General features: G+C 58.7%; 26 protein-coding genes. 13 read left to right on the top strand and 13 right to left on the bottom strand.

Features of this window, described 5'->3' with window-relative positions:
* Window positions 1–33: 33 nt before the first annotated feature.
* From VDP81_RS09385 to VDP81_RS09375, 3 genes are read right to left on the bottom strand one after another with little or no spacing between them, the layout of a single operon-like run.
* Window positions 34–432, bottom strand: coding sequence for a YchJ family protein (locus VDP81_RS09385; RefSeq protein WP_322996076.1), 399 nt, complete (start codon window positions 430–432; stop codon window positions 34–36).
* A 7-nt stretch (window positions 433–439) separates the two neighbouring features.
* Complete coding sequence (locus tag VDP81_RS09380) at window positions 440–1423, bottom strand: XdhC family protein (protein WP_323012412.1); 984 nt, start codon at window positions 1421–1423, stop codon at window positions 440–442.
* Between the two features lie 14 nt (window positions 1424–1437).
* A complete protein-coding gene (locus VDP81_RS09375) occupies window positions 1438–2022 on the bottom strand; it encodes a nucleotidyltransferase family protein (RefSeq protein ID WP_322996075.1) in 585 nt (194 codons plus the stop codon).
* A 177-nt stretch (window positions 2023–2199) separates the two neighbouring features.
* On the opposite strand from VDP81_RS09375, the gene VDP81_RS09370 reads away from it, so the two are divergent.
* The 7 genes from VDP81_RS09370 (at window position 2200) to arfB (ending at window position 10470) form a co-directional block, all read left to right on the top strand.
* Entirely contained in the window at window positions 2200–5118 is a 2919-nt protein-coding gene (locus tag VDP81_RS09370) for a xanthine dehydrogenase family protein molybdopterin-binding subunit (protein ID WP_323012134.1), read from the top strand.
* Window positions 5115–5669, top strand: a complete 555-nt coding sequence (locus VDP81_RS09365) for a (2Fe-2S)-binding protein (protein WP_322996073.1) — start codon at window positions 5115–5117, stop codon at window positions 5667–5669. Before VDP81_RS09370 ends, VDP81_RS09365 begins: the two co-directional genes overlap by 4 nt.
* Complete coding sequence (locus VDP81_RS09360; protein WP_322996072.1) at window positions 5666–6922, top strand: cytochrome c; 1257 nt, start codon at window positions 5666–5668, stop codon at window positions 6920–6922. The genes VDP81_RS09365 and VDP81_RS09360 overlap by 4 nt, the downstream gene beginning before the upstream one ends.
* A gap of 108 nt (window positions 6923–7030) precedes the next feature.
* Complete coding sequence (locus VDP81_RS09355; protein ID WP_322996071.1) at window positions 7031–7252, top strand: heavy-metal-associated domain-containing protein; 222 nt, start codon at window positions 7031–7033, stop codon at window positions 7250–7252.
* Window positions 7253–7328: 76 nt separating this feature from the next.
* Window positions 7329–9239, top strand: coding sequence for a cation-translocating P-type ATPase (locus tag VDP81_RS09350; RefSeq protein WP_323012133.1), 1911 nt, complete (start codon window positions 7329–7331; stop codon window positions 9237–9239).
* 83 nt (window positions 9240–9322) lie between these two features.
* On the top strand, window positions 9323–10030 hold the full coding sequence (locus tag VDP81_RS09345) for a Crp/Fnr family transcriptional regulator (protein ID WP_323012132.1): 708 nt from the start codon (window positions 9323–9325) through the stop codon (window positions 10028–10030).
* 29 nt (window positions 10031–10059) lie between these two features.
* Window positions 10060–10470, top strand: a complete 411-nt coding sequence (arfB, locus tag VDP81_RS09340) for an alternative ribosome rescue aminoacyl-tRNA hydrolase ArfB (protein WP_322996068.1) — start codon at window positions 10060–10062, stop codon at window positions 10468–10470.
* Between the two features lie 20 nt (window positions 10471–10490).
* Here the strand turns inward: arfB and VDP81_RS09335 are convergent, their stop codons facing one another.
* The gene (locus VDP81_RS09335; protein ID WP_323012131.1) at window positions 10491–10826 is read right to left on the bottom strand and encodes a YnfA family protein; all 336 of its coding nucleotides are present in this window, start codon (window positions 10824–10826) and stop codon (window positions 10491–10493) included.
* A 193-nt stretch (window positions 10827–11019) separates the two neighbouring features.
* Here VDP81_RS09335 and purU point away from each other — a divergent pair, with 193 nt between their 5' ends.
* The 3 genes from purU to VDP81_RS09320 are packed head-to-tail and all read left to right on the top strand — an operon-like array spanning window position 11020 to window position 13309.
* Window positions 11020–11868, top strand: coding sequence for a formyltetrahydrofolate deformylase (purU, locus tag VDP81_RS09330; RefSeq protein WP_322996066.1), 849 nt, complete (start codon window positions 11020–11022; stop codon window positions 11866–11868).
* Window positions 11869–11894: 26 nt separating this feature from the next.
* Window positions 11895–12095 (top strand): hypothetical protein, encoded by a 201-nt coding sequence (locus tag VDP81_RS09325; protein ID WP_322996065.1) that lies wholly within the window; start codon window positions 11895–11897, stop codon window positions 12093–12095.
* Between the two features lie 5 nt (window positions 12096–12100).
* Window positions 12101–13309: an MFS transporter gene (locus VDP81_RS09320; protein ID WP_322996064.1), complete on the top strand. Its 1209-nt coding sequence runs from the start codon at window positions 12101–12103 to the stop codon at window positions 13307–13309.
* Between the two features lie 24 nt (window positions 13310–13333).
* On the opposite strand, the gene VDP81_RS09315 is transcribed toward VDP81_RS09320, so the two are convergent.
* Window positions 13334–13951 carry a pseudouridine synthase gene (locus tag VDP81_RS09315; protein WP_323012130.1) on the bottom strand — a complete coding sequence of 206 codons (618 nt, stop codon included), beginning with the start codon at window positions 13949–13951 and terminating at the stop codon, window positions 13334–13336.
* Between the two features lie 122 nt (window positions 13952–14073).
* Here VDP81_RS09315 and VDP81_RS09310 point away from each other — a divergent pair, with 122 nt between their 5' ends.
* Genes VDP81_RS09310 through VDP81_RS09300 form a run of 3 tightly spaced genes read left to right on the top strand, consistent with a single transcriptional unit; the run spans window position 14074 to window position 16565 of the window.
* Entirely contained in the window at window positions 14074–14970 is an 897-nt protein-coding gene (locus tag VDP81_RS09310) for an amino acid ABC transporter substrate-binding protein (protein WP_323012129.1), read from the top strand.
* Window positions 14967–16121: a GGDEF domain-containing protein gene (locus tag VDP81_RS09305; RefSeq protein WP_323012128.1), complete on the top strand. Its 1155-nt coding sequence runs from the start codon at window positions 14967–14969 to the stop codon at window positions 16119–16121. The genes VDP81_RS09310 and VDP81_RS09305 overlap by 4 nt, the downstream gene beginning before the upstream one ends.
* 42 nt (window positions 16122–16163) lie before the next feature.
* Window positions 16164–16565 (top strand): DUF423 domain-containing protein, encoded by a 402-nt coding sequence (locus VDP81_RS09300; protein ID WP_322996060.1) that lies wholly within the window; start codon window positions 16164–16166, stop codon window positions 16563–16565.
* Between the two features lie 3 nt (window positions 16566–16568).
* Here the strand turns inward: VDP81_RS09300 and VDP81_RS09295 are convergent, their stop codons facing one another.
* From VDP81_RS09295 to VDP81_RS09260, 8 genes are all read right to left on the bottom strand, one after another.
* Window positions 16569–18497: a methyl-accepting chemotaxis protein gene (locus tag VDP81_RS09295; protein WP_323012127.1), complete on the bottom strand. Its 1929-nt coding sequence runs from the start codon at window positions 18495–18497 to the stop codon at window positions 16569–16571.
* Between the two features lie 180 nt (window positions 18498–18677).
* On the bottom strand, window positions 18678–19679 hold the full coding sequence (locus VDP81_RS09290; RefSeq protein WP_322996058.1) for a helix-turn-helix domain-containing protein: 1002 nt from the start codon (window positions 19677–19679) through the stop codon (window positions 18678–18680).
* A 100-nt stretch (window positions 19680–19779) separates the two neighbouring features.
* Window positions 19780–20292, bottom strand: a complete 513-nt coding sequence (locus VDP81_RS09285; RefSeq protein ID WP_323012126.1) for a cytochrome C — start codon at window positions 20290–20292, stop codon at window positions 19780–19782.
* Window positions 20293–20311: 19 nt separating this feature from the next.
* Entirely contained in the window at window positions 20312–20839 is a 528-nt protein-coding gene (locus VDP81_RS09280; protein ID WP_322996056.1) for a methylamine dehydrogenase light chain, read from the bottom strand.
* Window positions 20826–21455 carry a methylamine dehydrogenase accessory protein MauD gene (gene mauD, locus VDP81_RS09275; protein ID WP_323012125.1) on the bottom strand — a complete coding sequence of 210 codons (630 nt, stop codon included), beginning with the start codon at window positions 21453–21455 and terminating at the stop codon, window positions 20826–20828. The genes VDP81_RS09280 and mauD overlap by 14 nt, the downstream gene beginning before the upstream one ends.
* The gene (locus VDP81_RS09270) at window positions 21452–21991 is read right to left on the bottom strand and encodes a MauE/DoxX family redox-associated membrane protein (RefSeq protein ID WP_323012124.1); all 540 of its coding nucleotides are present in this window, start codon (window positions 21989–21991) and stop codon (window positions 21452–21454) included. Before VDP81_RS09270 ends, mauD begins: the two co-directional genes overlap by 4 nt.
* Window positions 21984–23174, bottom strand: coding sequence for an amine dehydrogenase large subunit (locus tag VDP81_RS09265; protein ID WP_323012123.1), 1191 nt, complete (start codon window positions 23172–23174; stop codon window positions 21984–21986). Before VDP81_RS09265 ends, VDP81_RS09270 begins: the two co-directional genes overlap by 8 nt.
* Window positions 23175–23196: 22 nt before the next feature.
* Window positions 23197–24069 carry a transporter gene (locus VDP81_RS09260; RefSeq protein WP_322996052.1) on the bottom strand — a complete coding sequence of 291 codons (873 nt, stop codon included), beginning with the start codon at window positions 24067–24069 and terminating at the stop codon, window positions 23197–23199.
* Window positions 24070–24122: the final 53 nt, after the last annotated feature.

The raw sequence follows: 24122 nt of genomic DNA, 5'->3' as shown, positions 1-24122 counted from the left end.
CTCCTGTAAGAGACGGCGGAATCGCCCAGGATGCTAGGCTTCTGCCATCGCGTCCACATACAGCCACCGCCCGGCTTCGCGCACGAAACGGCTGACTTCGTGCATGCGCGATGCGCGGCCATTCACTCTGACCCGCGCCACGAATTCCACGGTTTCATGCTCCGCATCCTGGCTGTCATGGTGTCGCACCTCTAAACCCAGCCACTTGGTGCCTGATTCATTGGGCGCCAGCGAGGCCGGACGGGTGCGGGGATGCCAGGTTTGCAGCAGGTAGTCGATCTCATCCAGCACATAGGCGCTGTAGCGTGACCGCATCAGAGCCTGTGCATCGGGCGCCTGCAGGTGCAAGGGCCCATGATGCCAACGGCCACAGCAGGCATGATAAGTGTTCGGCAGCCCACAAGGGCAATTGAAGGATTCGGAGACGGGCATGCAATATTCAGCTAAAAGATAGTTCGCGGGGCAGATGCACCCCGTTTTTGACGGCCAGGACTTCCGCCATGATGCTTACCGCGATTTCGGCTGGGGTCTTGCTGCCGATATAGAGGCCAACAGGCCCGCGCAAGTTTTCCAGCGATGCTTCGGTTTCATCAAAATACTCGATCATCCGGGCGCGGCGGCGCTGGTTATTGCGGCGCGAGCCGATGGCACCCACATAAAACGCAGGGCTGTGAATTGCCTCCAGCAGCGCCAGGTCATCGAGCTTGGGGTCATGACTGAGCGCAATGATGCAACTACGCCGATCAGGCTGGAACGCGACCACCGCGTCATCGGGCATCTCGGTGGTTTTGTGTACGCCCAATAAGGACCAGGCACCCATGTGCTCCACACGTGGATCGCATAGCGTCACGGCAAAACCATTGAATAACGCCATCGTGGACAGATATTCGGCCAATATCCCCGCACCGATCAGCAACATGCGGTATTCAGGGCCAAAAATATTCGTCAGGCGGCTGCCATCAAACCGCAGCGACTGAGGCGCTTCGGCATGCTCTAGCGTGACGCGGCCATCGTCACAACAGACTGTGCGGCGCACCAGTTCGCCTTGTTTCAGCCTGTGCACCAGTTCCCCTAACAAGGCCTGCTGCGGGTCGAATTCCAGCAAGATTTCCAGTGTACCGCCGCAGGGCAGTCCGAACCGGTGCGCGTCGTCTGCGTCCACGCCATAGCGCACAACCTGGGGGAGGCCAGCGGGCATGCCTGGCCCGTCATGCGCACGCGTATAGCGGAAAATCAAATCATCCTCGATGCAGCCGCCGGACACCGAGCCCACGACGCGCCCATCCTCGCGCAAGGCCATCAGCGCACCCGCAGGCCGGGGCGCAGACCCCCAGGTCCGGATGACGGTTGCCAACAATGCCCGCTGCCCCTCGGCGCGCCAGTCTCTTAGCGTGCATAGAACTCGAATATCCGTGCTTTCCATGGCGCTGTATTCCATCAAGAATGACATGCGGCGAGCAATGCTTCGGCCCGTGCCAGATCGTCCAGGGTATCGATGTCTGTCGCAATGCCAGGATCGTCCAGATGCAGGGTCAGCAAGGTGCCGGCTTGCCGGTGCACACGGACAATGGAAGCTGCGCCCGTATCACCGCGCAGGGCGGTCAGCGCGGCAAAGCACGCTGCGCCAAACCCGACCGGATGGCCTGGTTGCCCATTCCACCTAGGCACCACGACAGGGTGCGACACCAGGTTCAGCGCCACTTGGCACAGACTATCGGACGTGACCAAAGGCAGGTCGCCAGGCAGGATAAGCCAGCCTGTGGCCTGCGCCGTCGCCCGCACACCGCGCGCGATAGAGTCACCCATGCCAGGAGCATCACCTTCCACGTCCTGTTCGGGCCGAACCACATGATAAGGCAACCCCGACGCAGCCACAGCCTGCAGTACCCGCTGCAACACCGACAGTCCATTCAACGGGGCATCCAGCTTGTGCATGCCGCCGCCGGACAGCCGAAACCGCTGACCCTGGCCTGCTGCCAGAACAATCACGGTGGGCGCCGATGTGGCGGGCAGTTGTGTCATGGAGGTCCCTTGGGGAATATCTTTGCTATCAATTTACATGATACGACGGTGTGTCGATGTATCCGGCGTGATGGCAATATGGGCTTGGCTGGGTGTTTGTCCCGGCTAGCTTGTTTAACTGCCGGGCGGTATAAAGCTGTTATTCCGTCGCATCTTTCCAGGGGCCCAAGAAAAGAGATGACCAGTGCCAAAATATCGAGGCGCCATTTCCTGAAAGCGGTATCGCTGGCAGGCATTACCACTTATATCGCGCCCTTCGGGTCATCCGCCTACGCAGCACTCTTTGAGCAAAAGCTGCTGACTCCCATGCACTGGGACCCGTCCACGGGCTTGGCCAGATTCCGGGTCGATGGCATTGCAAAGGTCACCGGCAGCAAAATCTTCGCACGCGACATCCGGGCGCGCGACCTGCCTAACTGGCCAGATCAGCAAAGCCACGCGCTGATATTGCGCGCTACCCTCGCCGATTCGATTTATACCGGCTTTGATTTATCGCGCTTGGGCGCGGACTTGAAGCCCGATCGCATTGTGACCGCCGACGACCTGCAGCGCGACGGCGTGGCGTTTTCCGATTTTTACGGCGAGGACATGCTCTTGCCGGCAGGCAAGACACCGGCGTATCTGGGCCATGCGGTGGCGATTCTTATTTTTCACGATTTCGCCCGATTCCGCCTGGCTAAGGACGCCCTGAAGTTTCAGGACGATGTCATCCAGTACGGCCAGCACACCGGGCCGCTGCAACGCGATCCCTGGGGCACTTTTCGCTATGTGCGGGTGGGTGGCCAGGACGGCTATGCCGAAGACGTGTTTTCCAGCCTCAAGGACGCACCGATATTCCCCAGCCAGATGCGTAAGCGGCTGCCGGTATGGCCTGATGGCAAAAACCACGGCGCGGTCGGCGAAGAAGGGATGTACTACGCGCAACAGATCCGCCAAGAGCTGGAAAACCCGCCCCCCGATTGGCTGGTATTCAAGCGCAAATACCAGACCCAATCGGTCGATACCGCCGCACTGGAGCCCGATAACGCCAACTGCTGGTACGACCAGACAAATCAGACCTTGCACATGGTGGTGCCTACGCAGTCGCCCAGTGAAGTCGCTGCGACGGCGGCGGACATGCTGGCCAAGAGCCGCTTCGGGGCCAGGACTTTGGTGATGCATCCTTGTTATACCGTGGGCTATGGCTCCAAGGATCACTTCAGCATGCCCTTCTATGGCCTGGTCTGTGCACTGTATTCAGACGGCAGGCCGGTGCGTATCGCCAATGATCGCTACGAGCAATTCCAGACAGCGCTGAAACGCCATGCTTTTGACATGGATTACCAGATCAGTATCGACCGCAACAGCGGCATGATCCAGTCCTGTGTCGTGGACATGGTGGCCAACGGCGGCGGGCGCTGCAATCTGTCGCCATCCGTGGTGATGGTAAGCGCCACGGCGGCGCAGTCGATCTATTACCTGCCCAAATCCGACATGATGTCCAGGGCGGATGCCTCGCGGGCGGTGGACGCGGGCTCGGCGCGGGGCTATGGCACCTTGCAGTCCATGGCGGCAACCGAAATGCTGATGGACGAATTGGCCCAAGAGCTTGGGCTGGACCCGATTGATTTCCGGCTTAAAAATGTGCTGAAAACCGGGATGAAGAACACCCAGGGTGCCATCCCCGCCGGAGAGGTCCGCGCCGAAGACGTCCTGAAAAGAGCACAATTACATCCGCTCTGGACCGAACGCGTCCAACGCAAAAACGCCTACGAGACCGAACATCCGGGCAAGCTGTACGGCGTGGGATTTGCGTGCGTACAAAAGGACTTCGGTACAGGTGCCGAGTCTTCCTTTGCAAAAGTAGAAGTCTCGCCCGATGGCCGTATTTTGCTGCGCCATACCGGCACGGAGATTGGCACAGGCATGAGCACGTCGCAAGCACTGGCCTGCGTGCGCTGGCTAGGGCAGCCTGCCAATGATATTGGTGTCGCCATCGTCGATTGGCCCGATCTGCCGATGGTGTCATCCGGCGACCCTTATCTGATGAGCCAGGCAGACCAGGACCGCTTATCGACCGATCCGGCCTGGACTCCGGCCCTGGCCTCACCCGCCAGTGCCTCCAATTCGGCTTTTTATTACACGCACACCACGCGCGAGGCAGCACGTCTTGTTTTCACGCACGGCCTGTGGCCTGCGGCGCAAGCCATCTGGACCAGTGGCATCGGCGGCGGGCAGGCCGCGCCCTACGTGGTCCGCCGGGAAGACGCACGCTGGGTCAAAGGCATGCTGACCGCTGACGGCATGCAGCCGCTCGGCCTGGCGCAGTTGGCCAGTAAGGCCCACGCAATGGGCTTGGTGGTAGGGGCCGTGGTTCACGGCTTTAACCGCTGGCAGTGGGCAGAAGCCGATTTCATGATAAACGACAAGCCCGAACGACTACCGCTGGATGGCTTGGCCCTGTGCTTTGGCGCCCAAGCACCAGCCGATGGACAACTAACCGACAAAAACCCATCTGGTCGGACCAATGGATCGGCCGACCAGCGCGTGGTCAGCATCGACGCAGGTTTGGACGATACCCTGGGCACCCAAAGCACGACCAAGGGCCACTATCAGGTGATCCGCCGACATGCCGTCTATTACTCGCCCGTCCAGCGCAACAATGCCGCCGTGACCTACTATTCCGCCATGGGCACGCTGGCCGAAATAGCGGTGCATCTTGCCAGTGGCAAGGTTGAACTGTTGAACCATCATTCCATCATCGAATGCGGCACGCTGCTGTCGCCCCAACTGGTTTCAGGTCAGATACAGGGCGGACTGGCGATGGGGATCGGGCATGCGCTCCATGAACATCTGCCGCTGTACGAAGACGGCCCCGGCAACGGCACCTGGAACTTCAACCGTTATCACTTGCCTCTCGCCAAAGACGTGGCGCTCTGGCAGCAAACCGCAGAAATCCTCCCGCCGCTATCTGACACCGACCCCCCGAAGGGCATGGCCGAAGTCGTGATGATTCCGATTGTGGCCGCCATCGTGAACGGCATTGCCCACGCAACCGGGCAACGGTTTTATTCCCTGCCGGTCACCCCCGAGAAAATTCAGGAGGCACTGGCATGAGCATCGCCACGATCACAGTGTCCATGACGATCAATGGGCAGTCCATCGGGCCAGTGCAGGTGCCTGAAACCCTGATGATGATCGACTTTCTGCACGAATACGCGCATCTGACTGGCACTCGTCTTGGCTGCGGACAGGGTGTCTGCCGCGCCTGCGTCGTCATACTCGACCGAGACAACGGGCACAGCGAGGAAATACGCACCTGTATTACCGGCGTCGGCTACTTCAATGGCCGCAAGCTGCGCACCATAGAAGGCCATGCCCAGCGCGACGAAAACGGCGCGATCACCGCACTGTCGCCCATCCAGCAAAAATTTCTGGATTTCTATAGTTTTCAATGTGGCTACTGCACACCTGGTTTCGTCAATGCCGCCACGGTTCTGCTCGAACGCCTGCAGCGCGAACCCATCGCGCCAGACCAGATCGAAACGTATGTCACTGACTCGCTGAATGACCACATATGCCGATGTACGGGCTATGTGCGCTATCACCAAGCAGTCAAGGATGTCATTCTGAATACGCCGGGTCTCACGAAGAACGAGCTGCCATGAAAATGACTACCGTTGCCGGAACTGTTGCTGTGCTTGCGCTGGTCGTTGGCGGGGTTGTGCTATCGGGCGTGCTGGAACCCACCTACGAGACGTCGGCGGTCGATGCGCAGGGCAATGTCCCGGACGTGCAACTGCTGGCGCGTGGCAAATACCTGGCCCAGGCGGGCGATTGCGCAGCCTGTCATACCAGCGAAGACGGCGCGCCATTTGCGGGCGGTGTACCCATCGCCACCCCGTTTGGCACCATTTATGGCACCAACATCACGCCCGACAGGGACTATGGCATCGGAGATTGGACCTCGGCTGATTTCTATAAGGTGCTGCATGATGGCATCGCACCCGATCACCCCCTGTATCCCGCCATGCCTTATACCTCGTACCGGGGGATGACGCGCACAGACAGCGATGCCATTTTTGCCTACCTGCAGAGCATCGAACCCGCCGCCGTGCCAAACCAAAAGAACGGCGTTCCCTTCCCCTTCAACATCAGAGTGCTGATGCGCGGCTGGAACTTGCTTTTCCTGAGCAAGGAATTGCCTGCCGTGTCGACGGGCAGTTCTGACGAATGGGTGCGCGGCCGTTATCTGGTCAACGTGCTTGGGCATTGCATCGAATGCCATACCCCGCGCGGCATCGTCGGCCAGATGACACTGACAAAAAGCCTGGAAGGCGGGGACGCCGAAGCCATCCATGCACCCAACATCACGCCGACCGCGCTGGCAGACCGCGGCTGGACCACAGCAGATCTGCAGCGGTTTCTGGCCAAAGGGATTGCACCCCAAGGCTCCGCTTATGGCAGCATGTACGAAGCCTTTCATTACAGCCTCAGACATCTATCGGACGCCGACAATCAGGCGGCTGTCAGATACCTGACTGGCGATTCGCCGGCTGCGGCGACATTGCTCGCACCGGCCACGCCTGCCGAAGTCACCTCCGTCCAGGCAGGCCGCAAGCACTATCTGGCCTTGTGTGCAGGGTGCCACTCGGCCAGCGGAGAAGGCAAGCCCAATGTGACCGTCGCACTGGCGGGCAACTCGACCGTGCGCAATCCGGACCCCAACAACCTGCTTCAGGTCATGCTGCACGGCCTGGGCCAAAAAGACTTTCCCGACAATCAGGGGCGGCAGGCGATGCCTGGGTTCGCGGGGGCGCTGAACGATGCCGAGCTTGCGGAACTGATCAATTATGTGCGGGTCGAGTTTGGGGGACAACAAGGTGATGTCACCGCTAAAACGGTAGCAGCCATGCATTAATTGGCGGATAAAACCTCCACCATTTCTGAAACTTGTCCCCCGTCAAGGCATGCAAGCACCTGCTCTCCTTAAGATGAAGCTATCCATTCATTCTTAAGGAGCCAAGCCATGAGCAAGGTCGTTTTCAATATGGAACCCTTCACCTGTCCTTCCTGTGTCAAGAAAATAGAACACACGGTAGGCAAAGCCGATGGCGTTCAGGAAGTCAAAGTCATGTTCAATTCAGGGCGGATCCGGGCTGAATTCGATGCCGACAGAACCAATGCCGACGCCCTGCAGGACATCATCGTCAAGCTCGGTTATCCCGTGTTATCCAAGAAAGTCGCCTAAATAAAGACGCTTGGATTTCGGTCCCTGATCGGGGTCGAAATCCAGATAACCCGATCCCGATACCCCGGAGCATGTCATGAACCACATCAAAAACTCCCATATCGCCGGCGTGACCGGCCTGATGCTGCTGATTGCCTTTGCGTTGCACCTGACAGGCCTGGCTCAGTACAAGGACTACGTCCTGATCGCATCCTCTGTCGTGGCAGGTTATTTCATTGCCATCAAAGCCTTCAAGGCACTGCGCATGAAGGCCTTCAGTATCGAGCTGCTGGTCACCATCGCGGTCATCGGCGCCTTGATCATCGGCGAGTACGTCGAATCTGCCGTGGTGACTTTCCTCTTTATTTTTGGTGCGTATCTGGAAATGCGCACCCTGGAAAAGACGCGATCCTCTCTACGCAACTTGATCGACATGACCCCCACAGAGGCCACTGTGATCCGGCCAGAGGGTCATATCAAAGTCCCGGTCGAAGAGGTCAACAAGGGGGATCGGGTCTTGATCCGATCCGGCGAAAAAATTGCCGTGGATGGTGTCATTGTTTCGGGCCAGGCACTGATTGTCGAAGCCGCGATTACCGGCGAATCCGTCCCGGCCAGCAAGACTCTGGGCGACCGCGTGTTCAGCGGCACCATGATCGATAATGGCTATATCGAAGTCACCGCCAACCGCGTCGGCGACGACACCACTTTCGCCAAAATCATCGACATGGTGGAAGATGCCCAGGAATCCAAAACGACCACTCAGAAATTTCTCGATCGCTTCGCCAATATCTACACCCCGACCATCGTCGTGTTGTCCGTGCTGGTGTACGCCCTGACACGCAACGTAGAACTGGCACTGACTTTCCTGGTCATCGCCTGTCCAGGGGCACTGGTCATCTCCGCCCCCGTATCCATGGTGGCAGGCATCGGGAACGGCGCGCGTAACGGCGTACTGGTCAAGGGCGGTGAAATCATGGAAAACCTGTCCAAAATCGACCTGGTCATCTTCGATAAAACCGGCACCCTGACCAAGGGCAAGCCCGAAGTCACCGAATTGAAAAGCTGGGGCATGGACGAGAACGTGCTACTGCGCCTGGTGGCTGAGGCCGAGAGGTTGTCCGAACACCACCTGGGGCAAACGATCGTGGCTGAAGCCAGGAAGCGCAAACTCATCCTGGACCAGGAGCCGCAGCATGTCGCCATCATCAAAGGCGGGGGCATGATCGCCACCGTCGCTGGCTCACACCTGGCTATCGGCAACCGCAAGCTCATGGCAGACCAGGGCGTCGCTATTGCGGATCACATCGAGGCCTATGCCACCGAGCGCGAAAAAACAGGCAATACCGCCGTGCTGATCGCCATCGACAAACAGCTGGCCGGCGTCATTTCGATTGCCGACCAGATCAAACCGGAGGCCAGGACCGCCATCGGACAACTGCGCCGCACGGGCGTGAAAAAAGCCATCATGCTGACCGGCGACAATCGCCATACGGCCCAATTGGTTGGAGATGCGCTTGGCCTGGATGCGGTATACGCCGAATTGCTGCCAGAGGATAAAGTGGCATGGGTCAATACCTTCAAAAACCAAGGCTACCGGGTCGCGATGGTGGGCGACGGCATCAATGATGCCCCCGCGTTGGCGACCGCCGACGTTGGACTGGCCATGGGTGTCAGCGGTACGGACATCTCGATGGAAGCAGCGGATATTGTCCTGATGTCGGATAGGCTGGATCAGTTCGCACATGCCTATTCTCTTGCCAAGGCCACCGTCCGCAATATGCAGCAAAATACGATTCTGGCGGTCGGCACCGTGGTTCTACTGCTCGCAGGCGTGCTGTTGGGCAAGATCTTCCTGGCCTCCGGCATGCTGGTCCACGAACTGAGCGTGCTGCTGGTCACCCTGAATGCCGTTAGACTCATACGCTATCGCGCACAAGGGTCGGCAGGCAAGAATGCCCATGACGTAACCGGCCACGCTGGCCCAATGAACCAGCCCGCCACCTGAATCAGGGCTGGATCGCAGCAGATGCTCAAGCCTGGTGCCCACAGCATCTGCGGCGATTCGGTCATCTCTAAAAAGGTCTCAAGATGAGCCCCATACCGCGTCAACCACCCGATGCCATGTGCGAACATATCCCCGCGCTGTGCGTCTCACGCGTGCCGATCTTCAATCATCTGCCGCCTGACGAACTGGCGGTGATTGCCGACAAAGCATCCATGCACAGCTATGAAAGCGGACAGTTCATTCATCGCCCTGGCGACCCATCCAATAAAATCTTCATCATCCATCAAGGCACGATCAAGGTCTACCGCCTTGCCGACACAGGCAAAAAACAACTGGTCCGTATCCTGAGTCCAGGTGATTTTGCCGGAGAGCTGAGCTTGTTTTCGGCCACGGCCCATGACTCCTACGCCGAGACCATGCAGGCATCCGAAATCTGTACCATCCACCGGGCCGACGTGCAGGAACTTCTGCTGCAATATCCCGGTATCGGCCTGCACATGCTGGCAGAACTATCCCGGCGCCTAGGCTCCAGTGAAAAACAAACAGCGGCGATTACCACAGTTTCGATCAACGCCCGCCTGGCCCAGTACCTGGCCGATCAGGCGGAACGAGTGAACTCTACCCAATTCGACTTGCCCATGAGCCGCAGGCATCTCGCCTCGTTTCTCGGCACGACGCCTGAAACCATCAGCCGTCGACTGGGAGAGTTCGAAGACGCCGGATGGATTCTGCAGACTGGGCAGCGCCAGATGACGATTCTTGATCTCGATGCGCTCTTGCTGCTTGAATAGCATCCACCCATTTCAGACGAGATCAGGCTTTGACACACCACAGGCATCTTATCCAGGAACACGAGGTTGAATTCACCGCCATCCGGGCCCAAGGCGCCGGTGGCCAGAACGTCAACAAGGTTTCCAGCGCGGTTCATCTGCGCTTTGACATTCACGCATCGTCGCTGCCCGAACACATCCGGGAACGGCTACTGAACCTGCTTGACCACCGCATCACGGCGGCAGGCATCATCGTCATCAAATCACAAACCAGCCGCAGCCAGGTGCATAACCGGCTGCTGGCACTGGCCCGATTGCAGGAAATCATCGACCAAGCCAGTGACGTCCCGGTCATCCGTCGGCCCACACGCCCGACCCAGGGCGCCAAACGGCGCCGCCTGCAGGCCAAATCCGAACGCAGCGCAACCAAGCAGTTACGCGGCAAGGTCAGGGAATACTAAGACGTACCCCACAGCCGGGCTTAGCCAGCCGCCGATGGCTGCAAAACAATGATCGCCATACCGACCAAGGCGATGACGGCACCCGCCATATCCCAACGCGTCAGGACCACCCCATCGACCCAGCGCAGCCAGATCAGGGCAACAGCGACGTACACCCCGCCGTAAGCCGCGTAGGTGCGCCCCGCCGCCGTCGGATGCAGCGTCAACAGCCAGACAAACAAACCCAGCGATACAGCAGTCGGCAATAACAGCCACGCTGGCTTGCCCTGTTTCAGGACCAGCCAGGGTAAATAGCAGCCAATGATCTCGGCCAGCGCCGTCACGGCAAATAAAAGGGCGATTTTTACCAACTCCATGGTCAGGTCTCCCACTGCCACCCTGCGTCAGATTAAAAACCTCCGGCGGGTGGCCGTTAACTTCCGTGTAAGTTCGATTCCCCGGACTATAGTCTGTCTCGGCGCCAAAGCACAGGCACCTGTTGTACAGTGACGGCTGACAAAACAACGGACCCGTGACGACCGGCCTGTTCCCGGAAATCACCCTGCTTTAATGCACGATTACATATTGACGCTTTCCTGTCACGACCGCATGGGCATCGTCCACGCTTTCAGCGCGTGGTTGCTGCAACATCACGGCAATATCGTGCATGCGCAACAGTTTGGCGATCTGGACAGCCAGCAGTTTTTTTTGCGCGTGCATTTTTCCCTGCCGGCGCACTGCACCGACACGGAACTCGAAGCAGACTTTCTAGCAGTGGCTGAACGCTTCGGCATGCAGTTTCACATTCACGATGCCAGCCGCAAAACGCGGCTGCTGATTCTGGTCAGCCGCCAGGGGCATTGCCTGAACGATCTGCTTTTTCGAGTGCGCAACGAACAGATGGCAGCGGAAGTCGTGGGTGTAGCGTCCAATCACCTGGACCTTCAGCCGATGGCTGCCGCGCACGGTCTGCCTTTCCATCATCTGCCCGTATCGGCCGACACGCGTGTCGCGCAAGAAGCACGCCTGCTTGCCTTGGTCAAAGAAAGCCATGCTGATCTGGTGGTGCTGGCGCGCTATATGCAGATCCTGTCGACCGACTTGTGCAAGGCATTAGAAGGTCGGGCCATCAATATTCATCACAGTTTTCTGCCCAGCTTCAAGGGCGCACGCCCCTATCACCAGGCGCACGCGCGCGGTGTCAAGCTGATTGGCGCAACCGCCCACTATGTGACCCAAGACCTGGATGAAGGCCCGATCATCGAGCAGGATATCGAACGTGTCGACCATGCCATGAACCCGCAGGATCTTTCCAGAATCGGCAGCGATATAGAATCCGTGGTGCTGTCACGCGCGGTGCGCTGGCACGTCGAGCATCGTATTTTATTGAACGGCAAACGCACAGTGGTGTTTCGATAGCGACACTGCAGGTGGGGGGCCCATGTATGAATGATTCTGTGAACCACAATGTCCGTCTCCCGATCGCCTGCAATCAATGCGCGCATTTCTACATCACCTTCGACCCACGCCTCCCCTACGGCTGCCGTTCGATGGGCTTCAAGAGCTACCGCCTGCCCGAGCACGATGTCCGGGCAGCAACCGGCCATGCCTGCCTGAGCTTTACCCCGAAAGAAACTCGGCAATGAGTCCCATGACCCAACCCCCCCTCCCCACACGCCCTGCCCACCCATTACGAGCTCCATTCTTTCTGGTGCTGGTCGGTATCTGCGCCGCCTTGCACATCTGGAAGCTGCCTCCCGCGCTGCCTGCGCTACAGATCGAATTGGGCCTGGATCTGGTTGAATCCGGCTTTCTGCTGTCGATCGTACAACTGGGCGGCATGACCCTGGGGCTGGTGGCTGGTCTTTTTGCCGAACGGATCGGACTGCGCCGCTGCGTGATCACGGGCCTGCTGATTCTGGCCCTGGCATCGGCGACTGGCGCTCTATTCCAGTCCAAGACCTTGATTTTGCTGTTTCGCGGGCTGGAAGGCTGCGGCTTTCTACTGGCCGTCATGCCGGTGCCCGCACTGATCAAACGTCTGGTCCCCTCCGAGTACCTCAGCCGTCTGATGAGCCTCTGGAGCTGCTACATGCCACTCGGCACGGTGCTGATCCTATTAAGCGGCTCCTGGCTGCTGAGCATCGCCTCGTGGCAGGCGCTATGGCTGGCGCTGGGCGCTCTGACCCTGCTGGTGATGCTGCTGACCCTGCGTATTGTCCCGCCCGATCCGGTCGCCCGCGCTCAAACACCAAAACGCCAGTCATCCTGGTCGCTGGTCCGCACCACGCTGGCTTCGCCCAACGTCTGGCTGATTGCCCTGGTGTTCGGGGTCTATGCAGGGCAGTGGATCGCCGTCATCGGTTTTCTGCCGTCGATCTATGTGACAGCAGGGATTTCAGGCTCGACTGCCGGCCTGTTGACGGCCTTGGTCGCCGGCTCCAACATCATCGGCAACCTGACGGCCGGCAAGCTGCTGCATCAGGGCATATCCGCGCGTCGGTTGCTGATGACCGGCTTTCTGACCATGATCGTCTGCACCTTTGCCGCCTTTGGCGCAGGTTTGTCGACCACCGGCCAGTTCTTTGCCGTTCTGATGTTTTCTATGGTGGGTGGCCTGATCCCCGCTACTTTGTTCGTCCTGGCGATACGCTATGCCCCGACACCGCAGACCACCTCGACCACGGTCGGCTGGATGCAGCAGTGCTCATCCCTGGGACAGTTCTCGGGGCCGCCCGTGGTGGCCTGGGTTGTCCACGCGACCGGTGGATGGCAGTGGACCTGGTTGGCGACCGGCAGTTTTGCCCTGGCGGGCATTCTGATGACCTTGTGTATCGGCATATGGGGCCGCCGAACCTGATCCGCGTCGAATCGCCGATCGCCATCAGACCAGCGTAGCGGCCTCGCGCCACATGCCGGGTTGCAGCCCGGTCAGATCCCACGGACCAATACGCACCCGAACCAGGCGCAAGGTCGGCAAGCCCACTGCGGCAGTCATGCGCCGCACCTGACGATTGCGACCTTCGTGAATGGTGATCTCCAACCAGGCGGTCGGGATGCTTTTACGAAACCGCACCGGCGGGATGCGCGCCCAAAGCAATGGCTCTGCCAAGAGGCTCGCCTGCGCGGGCAGGGTGGGACCATCCTTCAGGACCACACCAGTGCGCAACTGCCTCAGTTGGGCCTCGCTCGGTTGGCCCTCCACCTGCACCCAATAGGTTTTAGCCTGTTGGTACCGAGGATCGGCGATACGGGCCTGCAGGCGTCCGTCGTTAGTCAGCAACAACAGACCTTCACTATCACGATCCAGCCTGCCGGCCGGATAAACATCCGGCACGTCGATGAAATCTTTCAATGTGGCACGCCCCTGATCGTCGCTGAACTGCGTCAGAACCCCATGGGGCTTGTTGAACAGCAGTAAGCGGGGCTGCGCAGGAGGCACCTGCGCGATGCGCCGCGCCCCGGCAGGACGACGATGTCGCGAGGCATTTTGATGAGACATGACACAAGGCTTATTGTGGTTGAAAGGAGATAATACCCACACAGGCCCCGACTCGACCTGGTCCAGTGCAGCATGGGCTACAGTACACTATCCGACTCACCCCGAATACGATGCCCCTCTGGATGAACACCGCATTCTCGATCCGCCGCCGTGATCTGCTGGGTTTAGTGGCAGGCGCCTGCTTGCCCGGATTTTCTGCCGCTGCAACAGTGCCGCGTTTTGTCGTGCAAACCGAACCATCCCTGGCGCACTGTATCGCATTACTGCATGCCGCACTGGAAGCCGCAGATTTTCCGGCGGAATTCGTCGAAGCACCCCACGCTTCCGAAGAACGCAATCTGCATGAAATCAGCGCGGGCCGCATTCACATCAACTTGCTGCCGGCCACCCCCACCCGCCTGGACATGGTGCGCGAAGGACGCATGAGAATGATTGCCGTGCCATTAGAGCGCGGCCTGCTGGGCTGGCGCGCATCCTTTGTGCTGCAAAATCAGCAAGACAAGCTCGCCCAGGTGCACAATCTGGCCGACCTGAAAACATTGATCATCGGACAGGGCCCAGGCTGGTGGGATGTGGAAGTCTACCGCGCAGCAGGCATCACCACACGCGAAGTCCAGGCCTGGCGCAACGGCGAATTCGCCGAACAAATGCAAGCCGGGGTGATCGACTTGTTTCCCATGGGCCTGGAAGAATCCCTGAATTATTTTCTGCGGCATTTCCGCCAGTCTTTCCCACAGCTTGCCCTGGATAAGTCCTTGTTATTGCATTATCCATGGTATCGTTTTGTCTGGGTTTCTTCGCATCCCAGTGCTGACGCACTGTACCAAGCCCTGGAAAAAGGTTTCGATATCATCAGCAGCAACGGTAAATTCGAGTCCGTCTGGGCTCAGACTCGCCACCTGCCGCCCAGCAGCGCCTGGCAGGGACGCACGGTCATTGATCTGGACAACCCGTTCTATGCTCAGGACATCGTGCCCCAGAAATATCAGCATCTGCTGCTGCACCCACAGATATCGTGACATCGCAACCCCAGAAACTGTATACGCAATTCCTGCGCCTGCTGTTGCCATTACTGGCCCTAGCCTATATTTTGGCCGCTGCCATTACCACCGGGCTCTATTACCAGGATCAACGCACAGAAGCCGAGAACCAACGCAGCCAGACCCTGAAAACCTTCGCCCAAGTTCTGATCAAACCGCTGTGGGACTGCAATAGCCTGACGGCGCGCGGCATTATCCAGGCCATGTCCTTGCAGGCCAGCGTACAAGGGGCCAGCGCACCGGACCAATGCGCTCAAAAGCTGATTCAGGTGGGTAAACTGCCCAACCTCGATAGCGAAGACACTGTCAGCACCCCGCTGCACTATGTCGATGAAAACGGCCGTACCCACCTCCTGGGCGACCTCAGCATTGCGTTCCAGCCAATTTCAGTCTTTGCCGCCGTTTCCCGTGGCTTGGTGCCACAACTGGCTATTTTTTTATCCATGTTGGCAGCCGTGCTGGCTAGCGCGCTCTGGACCTTTAATCGCACCATCGGACAACCCCTCCAGCAACTGCGCCACGCCATGCGCAACCACCGGATGCTGTCCCCGATCCCAACGGGCTGGACTGAAGAAATCTCCGAAGTCACCCAGACATACAACACCCAGTTGCAAGAACTACGCCAACAAGCACGTCATGACTCCCTCACGGGCTTGGGTAATCGCCTGCTACTGGAAGAGCACTTAAGCCGCGCCATCCGCCGGGCCGCACGCACGGGCTTGCAGGGCCACGTCCTGCTGCTGGACCTGGATCGATTCAAACCCATCAACGACACGTTTGGTCATGCCGCCGGCGACGCCGTGCTGCGCACAATCGCCCAGCGCCTGCTGGCCTGCGTCCGGGACACCGACACCGTCACCCGTCTGGGCGGCGACGAATTCGTCATTATCACGACGGATATGCCTGAAACCTCTCAGGCCGACGAGATCACCACGCTGATCAAACGCATCCAGAACACGCTCAGGCAACCCATTCTCTGGCATGGCACGCCCCTGCAAATCGACACCAGCATCGGGCGGGCGCAGTTCCCCCAGGATGGCAACAACAGCACTGCCTTGCTGGCGCACGCCGACGCCAGCATGTATCGGGACAAGGCCCAGAAACCAGACCACCACCAATATGTCGATTGAATCTGCCTGCGACTGTTGGGCAAAACACACGAAAGGAAACGCATGCCACTACCTCCAACCAGTCCCCGCATACTGATTTTCTGCGGCGCACTGCTGCTGGCGCTAGGGGTTGCTGCCGGTGCCTTTGGCGCCCATGGCTTGCGTCACCTTGTCGTCCCCGAGCTACTCGAGACCTGGCGGACGGCGGCGCAGTACCAGATGCTGCACGGCCTGGGCCTGCTGCTGCTTGCCGTGCTGTGGCCCCAGTTGGCCCAGTCCTGCGCCCGCTGGGCCGGCAGACTGATGCTGGTCGGCGTATTGATCTTCAGCGGCAGCCTGTATCTGCTGGTCCTGACCGGCACTCGGGTGCTAGGCGCGATCACGCCCATTGGCGGAATGTTGATGATCAGCGCCTGGGCGCTGATCGCATGGGCCGCATGGCGGGGACGACCGCCAGCCCAGTGATTTTTACTTCAGCAGGACCACGTTTGAGGCCTTGCCAAGGGCTGGCTGCGCATGCCTGGCTTCCACGACTTTGAATACCGCGACCGCCTGCACCAACTCCTGAGCCTGGGCCTGCATGCTGTCGGCAGCGGCGGCCATTTCCTGGACCAGCGCGGCGTTTTGCTGCGTGGCCTGATCCATTTGTGCGACGGCTTCCCCTACCTGCGCGACCCCGGTGGCCTGCTCTCGGCTGGCGGCGCTGATTTCCCCCATGATGCCAGTCACCCGGCGGATCGCATCCACCACTTCTTGCATGGTGGCGCCGGCCTGTTCGACCTGGACATTGCCCTTGCCCACCTGCTCGACGCTGTCGTGAATCAAGACGGTGATTTCCTTGGCTGCCTGAGCACTGCGCCCGGCCAGCGCGCGGACCTCGCTGGCGACCACGGCGAAGCCGCGCCCCTGCTCACCAGCACGGGCCGCTTCGACTGCAGCATTCAGGGCCAAAATATTGGTCTGGAAGGCAATCCCATCAATCACCTTGATGATGTCGGCAATCCGCTGACTGGCCTGGTTGATGCCTTGCATGGTCTGTACGACCTCGGCCACTGCGGTGCCCCCGCGCTCTGCGATTTCGCTGGCACGCAGGGCCAGTTGATTGGCCTGCTGGGCATTATCCGCATTCTGATGCACGGTGGCCCCCAGCTGCTCCATGGAGGCTGCTGTTTCCTCTAGGGCGCTGGCTTGGTTGATGGTGCGCGCAGAAAGGTCTTGGTTGCCTTGTGCGACCTCTGAGGTCGCCAGAGAAATCGAATCGGCGGAATAACGCACGGACCCCACCATGCGCTCTAGGGATTCGATGAACCGATTGAACGCCCGTGCCAACACACCGATTTCATCGTTGGTCTCAACCTGTAGCCGACGGCTGAGATCGCCATCGCCATCCGCGATTTCCTCTAGCATGCGCGCTGCCCGCGACACCGGCGCGGCAATCGCCCGACTGACCAGATAGATGACGATCAGACCCAGGCCACCGCCCACCAGTGCGGCAATCAGCGTGGTCAGCCACAAGGTGCGCTGCGCCGCACCCAGGATTTCGCTTTCGGGGACCTCGGCCAGCACATACATCCTGAGTTCGGGCACATAAGAAGATGCGACCACCTGTTTGCCATGCTGTCCGGCACGGATTACGTATGCAAAAGGCTGCTGATTGAACAACATCTGGATGAATTCCGGGGTATAACCCGGTTGATCCCGGACGAAATGCTTGCCATCAATCAGGGCGGGATCGGCATTCATCAAATAGGCGCCATCACCACCCACGATGGAGACTGAGCCGGACTCTCCGATCTTGTAGGCGCTGACAGCCGTTGCCATGTCATCGATAGACAAACCCAGACCCGTGACGCCGATCTTGCCATCCCCCGCGTCGAAGCGAGTGTTGATGAACAACATATAGCCCTCTGTGGCGCCTGCGCCCATATCCCGGTCGATATCCAGGCGATCCGGCTCGGGGGCTTCCAACAAACTATAAAACCACTGATTGCGGGCATCATCACGCGATAAAGTGCGATTCAGGCCAACATCGGTATAGTATTTTCCCGTCGCCCCAGAAACCCAGAACACGGTGGCAGCCTTGAAGCGATCCTTGATGGAGCGGGCAAACTTCGTCCAACCGTCCGCCCCGGCGTCAGGCAGCCCCTGGGCTTCCCAATCCAGCAGATAGGTATTGGCCGTCATCGAATGCGCCACCGCCAGCGGCGCGGCAATCTGGCGCAAGACGTCGTTACGAATTTCGCCCACCACGGCGGGGAGTTCTTGGGTCACCGCGCGATCTCGCAAGCTGCTGCCCATCAGAATGAAATTCAGGGCGGCGGAAATCATCGCAAAGAGCAACAGACAGGCCAGCATGCTGAGCATCAGCTTTGCCTGAATAGAAAGTCGTTTAAACATTTTTTTTTCCTTTCTATTCCAGAAACCATCAAGAATGGATTGCTACATACTAGCTTATTTCCCCGCTTCTTCGGTGAATGATGATTATCATCCGATGAAAATACCCATGACAAGCGCATGCCTACTGAATTTCTGTGGCACCTGCTTGTTTGCATCAAAACAATGGGGGCTGCGGCAAAATCAGGAGACTGGTTTTTGCAGCGATTCTGAGCGCCATTCGGTGGGAGACATGCCGAAGCGGCGGCGAAAGGCATGGCTGAAGGCAGAAGAATCCAGAAAGCCATGCGCATGCGCGATCTCGGTCATCGAGCGCGCACAGCCGTCGTCGCCCAACAGATCACGGCAGCGTTCTAGCCGGACGCCCAGAATGTAATCTGCGGGTTTGAGATCCTGCATGGCAAACAGCTTATACAAATATCGGCGCGACATCCTGAAGCGCAGGGCCAATGTCGTGGCAGTCATGTCGGCATCATGCAGATTTTGATGGATATGACGCATGATGACCCGCAGTTGGCCTTGCCGGACATCATCGAGCTTGGCCTCGGCAACCGTATCGGATGGGCCAACCAGGCTGAGGGCGAACAGTTGCATGACCGTGGCGGAAATCCGGTCAGCGTGTTCTGACGTCAAGGCCTGCCCCTGGCCCACCAATGAACGCAAGGCATCCACAGCAATCCGGGCGCTGCCATCGCCAGAACCAAAACAAGTGGCCAACTGCGTCTGAAGCGTGGATTCCCAGACAGCCAAGATCGCGGAGGGGATGCGCAGTACAAGAAAATGGGCGTTGGAATCGACACAGACCTCGTAGGGGCGCGAAGTATCGTAAAACCCCCAATCCCCCGGCAGCAAAATCGCCGTGCGCCCGTCCTGCACGATCTGAGATCGTCCAGAAAGCTGAATACTGAATTTATACTGGGCCGAATCAGAACGGTTAGCCAATACACGCGTGCGCCGCACGCGCTGGGCGGACGTGATCAGTTCGGACACCTGGAGACACCCCAGGGTTTCGTTGGCCGCCAGATTATAAAAAGGCCCGGCGTCGGGGGTTTCAACTTCCAGGGGCACAAAGTGCTGGCTGATGGCGTCCGACCACGCTGCCCGGTCGTTGAACCGGCGCGGCTTGCTTTGCAGCCAGCAGCCAGGCGTGACTGGTGGTTCTGGGGAAGGTGCGAGGGCTATCATTTTAATATGGGCCTTCCTACTGAAGACCTATGTGAATCTACAGGCCTCTGCTTCGCCAGACCAGCCGGATAAACCCGTAGGCATCCGGCGGCAAGCAACATTAATTAGCACCATATAAATAAGCAGATGGCGTCAGCCCCTGTTCATTGAGACGCTCGGTCAATTTACGGCGCTCTACCACCACATTATCAAAGCGATATGGCCGCACCGCCCCGACCTCGCCGGCAGTGAACGGCTTGAAGTCAGCCGCTAGCTGTGCCGGGCTATATGTGGCGACAATCCAGTTGAGCACTTCTGCCAGTTCGGCATTGCCCAGCAAGGATTGCGCCGCACCCGGCACGCGTATCATGTATTCCCGCCCTTCAGGCAAGTGAGTGAACATCCCAATCGAATTGCGAAAATCAGGAACGGCATTACGAGCAACCCCTTCGCCACTGAAGCGATGACACCCCCCACAATTCAGCATGTAGTCCTTGTATGCCGAGGTGCTGGCACTCAAGGTCTCGACCATGGATTGCTGTGGAGATAGACCGACCTCTCCGGCCTGGACAAAAACCGCTAGAACCAGACCGGGAACCAGGCCGGCCCAAGCAAGATGCTTGGGCTTGAACATGGCATTGACTCCAAAAAGATCAATTCTTACCCAGCCCCACAATGGTGGATACTGTGCAATGGTAGATCGTATTGCTATTGGCCATGCACCAGTTGACATCATTGTGCAGGAAGAACTCGTAGCCCGGACGCTCGCGCACCTGGCCACCGCAATAACAGCGGTCACACGCTGTCTTGCCGCAGCAGTCATGATAGCTGACCAGATAATCCTTGCCGTCTTTGGGATTATGGCAAGTGCCCACCCAGGAAATTGGCGAGGGTTCGCTGCCCGGAGGGCAACTGGTGGCAGAGCCGCCGCAGCAGGTGCACAAGAAACCATCGACCGCGCAATAGCGCCAGTAGTCGCAAGAAGAAAGTTCTTCCTCGGTGGCGACGTCCAGGTCTGTCTTGGCGGTTGCCGCGTTTGCATTACGCAGGACAGGCAAGACCGGCATGATGAAAGCAGACCCGACTAATGCCTTGCTGATCGAGCACAAGACACTGCGCCGCGACGATTGATGGGCCACTTTGCGGGTAAAGGCCTCTCCGAATTGATCAAGCCAGCGCATTGCTGTTCTCCTTGCGTGAAATTTCCTTGACGGAGGTTTGCTCAAGCCATTCTTGGGCAGACCCCACCCCGATTTCCTTGGCGGTGAACAGGCTTTCGAGCTGTTCACGCGAATTGATCAGGCCCTTGGCCCGCACAATGCCTTGTTCATCCATCAAAACGGCATATGGGAGCTTGCTGATCTGGAACTTCATGCCCAATTCAGTAGACAACAAATAGGGGAAGGATTCCAGCCCGGCCTTGCGATAAAAAGCCAGGTGTTCGGGCATTTCACCATCGCTGGCCAGGGTAATGTTCAACCAGGCGCGCTCGGTTTGCGCGACCGATTTCAGGATAGGCAGTAGTTTCTTGCACACCGGGCAGGTGGGAGAAACAAAAAACAGCAGTTGGCTGTGCGTGCCCGCATAACCGATCTGATGCGGCCGTCCCAGCAGATCGTTCATGTCAAAGTGCGGTGCCGGATCACCAACCGCCGGCCCCTTGTCGATGGTCAACGCCCCCATAGGAGCGACCCGTTCATAGAGCACGCCGATTTGTCGTGTGAGCGCCAGAACCACCAGCAGCAAGGCCAGCACAACCGCCCACAACATCACGTTAGATATGATCAATGCCGTCATGATTGACTCCTTTTTTGCATCTCTAGATGTGATGCGATCAACTGATTGAAAACGAGATACAGGCATAGCAGCGAAAGCGTCAGACCAAAGAAGGTCAGGCCATCCAGCCAACCTAGGTCGCGCACGCCCATGCCCGCCATAACGACCCCGGCCAACATGGCCAGCAGCGCATTGCGCAGCACCAGCCACCAGGACAAGCCGGTGGAGTCCTGCGCCAGCCCACCACAGCCGCAACTGATGCGGGTATGGCCCCTGAGTAGATTGACGACGACGCCGACTGAAGCCAGCAGCACAATACCCAGTGCGGCCAGGGCTCCCTCGGTTCGAGCCTGCGGCATCAGCAGCAAAACCCCGCTGGCCAGTTCAACCGCAACGAACACCACGGCGAACAGTTTATTCAGTGCAGCCGGAAGCAGTTGATAGGCAGTGACCGCCGCCTCGAACTCGGCGAAGTGGCGCAGCTTATCCAAAGCCCCCAGCCAGAGCACAACGACCAGCACGGCCAAGGCTGAATAGACAATGATTGGATCACCCATTGCCGCTCCCCGACCACCCCATGATCTGCAGTGCTGACTCGCTGACCCCTTCAATCGTCCGCACGAGCTTGGGCTCTGGGGCAGAGATGTCGTAAATGTGCGCATTACCCCCGTCCAGCGTCAACAATTGGGGCTTTTTCCCGGGAATGATGTCCATGGACAAGGCATCCAATCCGGGGATGCGGGCGACTCGTTTCTTGGACTTCAGGTCGTATACCCAGAGCTCGACAGCCGGGTTCTTGTGCGAGCCTTCCTTGCCTTCGGGGTGCATGAAGATGTACAGGCGTTCGCTCTTGGGTTCGACAGCCAGCAGATTATAGCCACCCGGCACCCAGTTCTGGGCGCGATCGGCCTGGTCCAGCAATGACCAACTGGGCTCAAAGCTCATGCCGTCTGCGCTGGGTTTGGCCGTATAAACATTGCCATAAAACGACACAAAGACCATGCGATCCGACAGCAGTCCGGGCGTGATGAAGACGGGATCGTCCTTGACCGAGAACATGGGCTGACTGCGGTTCTGGCTGAGTACCTTGCCGTCTTTGTCCAGGTTGATCGTCAGCAGCGCGCCATCCCCGCAAATGGTGGAAAAGCTGCGCGGCGTACCCGGCAGGGGAATGGTGCTCCAGCAGCCTGCTGTCGAGGTGACCTCAGAGGCGAAAGCACCTTTCTGGATATCCACGACGCTGACCGAGGCAGCCGGCGTGGCATTCTGGAGCAAGAGAAACTGGCCATCGTTGGTTTGCCGGAACATGCCGTTGTAGTTCAGCGCGCCGGCTCTTTTGGGGGGCAATTCGATTTCTTTGACGAAGCTCAGGGTGGAGTTGTCCCAGACTTCGATCACGTCCGTGCGTTTGCCGCGCGTGACACGTTCGTAGTAGGTGGTCGCCACATAGACGTTCTTGCCGTCTTTGGACACCTGGGCAAAGCCATTGAACGACGTGGGGATCATGCCTAGAAATTTGCCGGTATTACGGTCGAACTGATTGAATCGGCTATCAGTCAGGTGCATGAACACAGCATCCATGACGTAAACCCGATCAGCCGGATCAACCTTGACAGAATGACCGCCCGTCAGCTGTTCGACAGGCAGGTTCTGGGCGGTGACATTGGTCGTGACCCCCACCAGCAGAGCCATGGACAACAGGCTTGCCAGCGATGAGAGCCTAAAGACTACTTTTTTCATTGTGTGTCTCCTTGGGTAGGACTTAGAAGGCGTAGACATAGCGCAGCTGTACGCCACGCATGCGAGGGCCGTTCTCGACCTTGAGGTCATGGATGTACTGCAATTGCACTTGGTTGGCGTCATTCAGCTGGTGGGTTACCTCGAAGGCCAACTGGTGATTGTTGGCACGGCCAACCGCCTCGACACCATCGATTTTTTCGCGCCCGCCGGTTTCATAGCGATAGCGCATGCCGACATAGGTGTCTGCCGTAATGTTGGTGGACGCCAGTGCCATCAGGCGAATGGCCGGGGATTTTTTGAGCGTGGAACCGTAGTAATTGTTGTTATCGCCAAAGAACTCGAACTCGGCCACTGCTTCCAGGAAGGTGGACTCACCAAATCCCTGAACAAAGGCAAAGTCCTGCAGAGTAGTCCAGCGATTCTTGCCAGGGGAGGCATCTGCATGGTTGCTGTGATATTTACCAGTAGGTACGGTAATGAAGGGTTCCCAGGCAAACCACGTCTTGGTTTCCTCGTTGTTGACGAACCAGACGGCGGCGCCCAGTTGAGCATCCCCCACCCCGGTCACCCGATCATCCGGAAAGCCATCCATGCCGATCGTGGTGCGGAAAGCCGGCAAAATCAGTTCATACTGGACCGTCTTGCCGAATAATTCACCAAAGTGCATGGGCCGCAGCACCATACCCTGCACGTCGACCGTCGGCCCGCCATCCAGCCGATTGCCTTGGTCGTAGAAACCATGTGAGCCCAGGCCCAGCAAATAAACAGCCAGCAGATTGGTGCCCGGAGGCGCCGGAATCCAATCGCGGGCGCTGGGGTCCCCCGCCTGTGCGGCACCTGCCGCAGCCAGCGCAGCAACTAGCACTGCATTGCGTGCTTTACGCATTAACGTCATCGTTGTCTCCTTGAGGCCCGATCTGTGCGGGCTCTATCGTCAGGGTGATACTG

Origin of the sequence: Castellaniella sp. (genome assembly GCF_034675845.1) — a bacterium.
Classification (GTDB): Bacteria; Pseudomonadota; Gammaproteobacteria; order Burkholderiales; family Burkholderiaceae_B; genus Castellaniella.
This window is presented reverse-complemented; position numbering and strand designations above follow the sequence as displayed.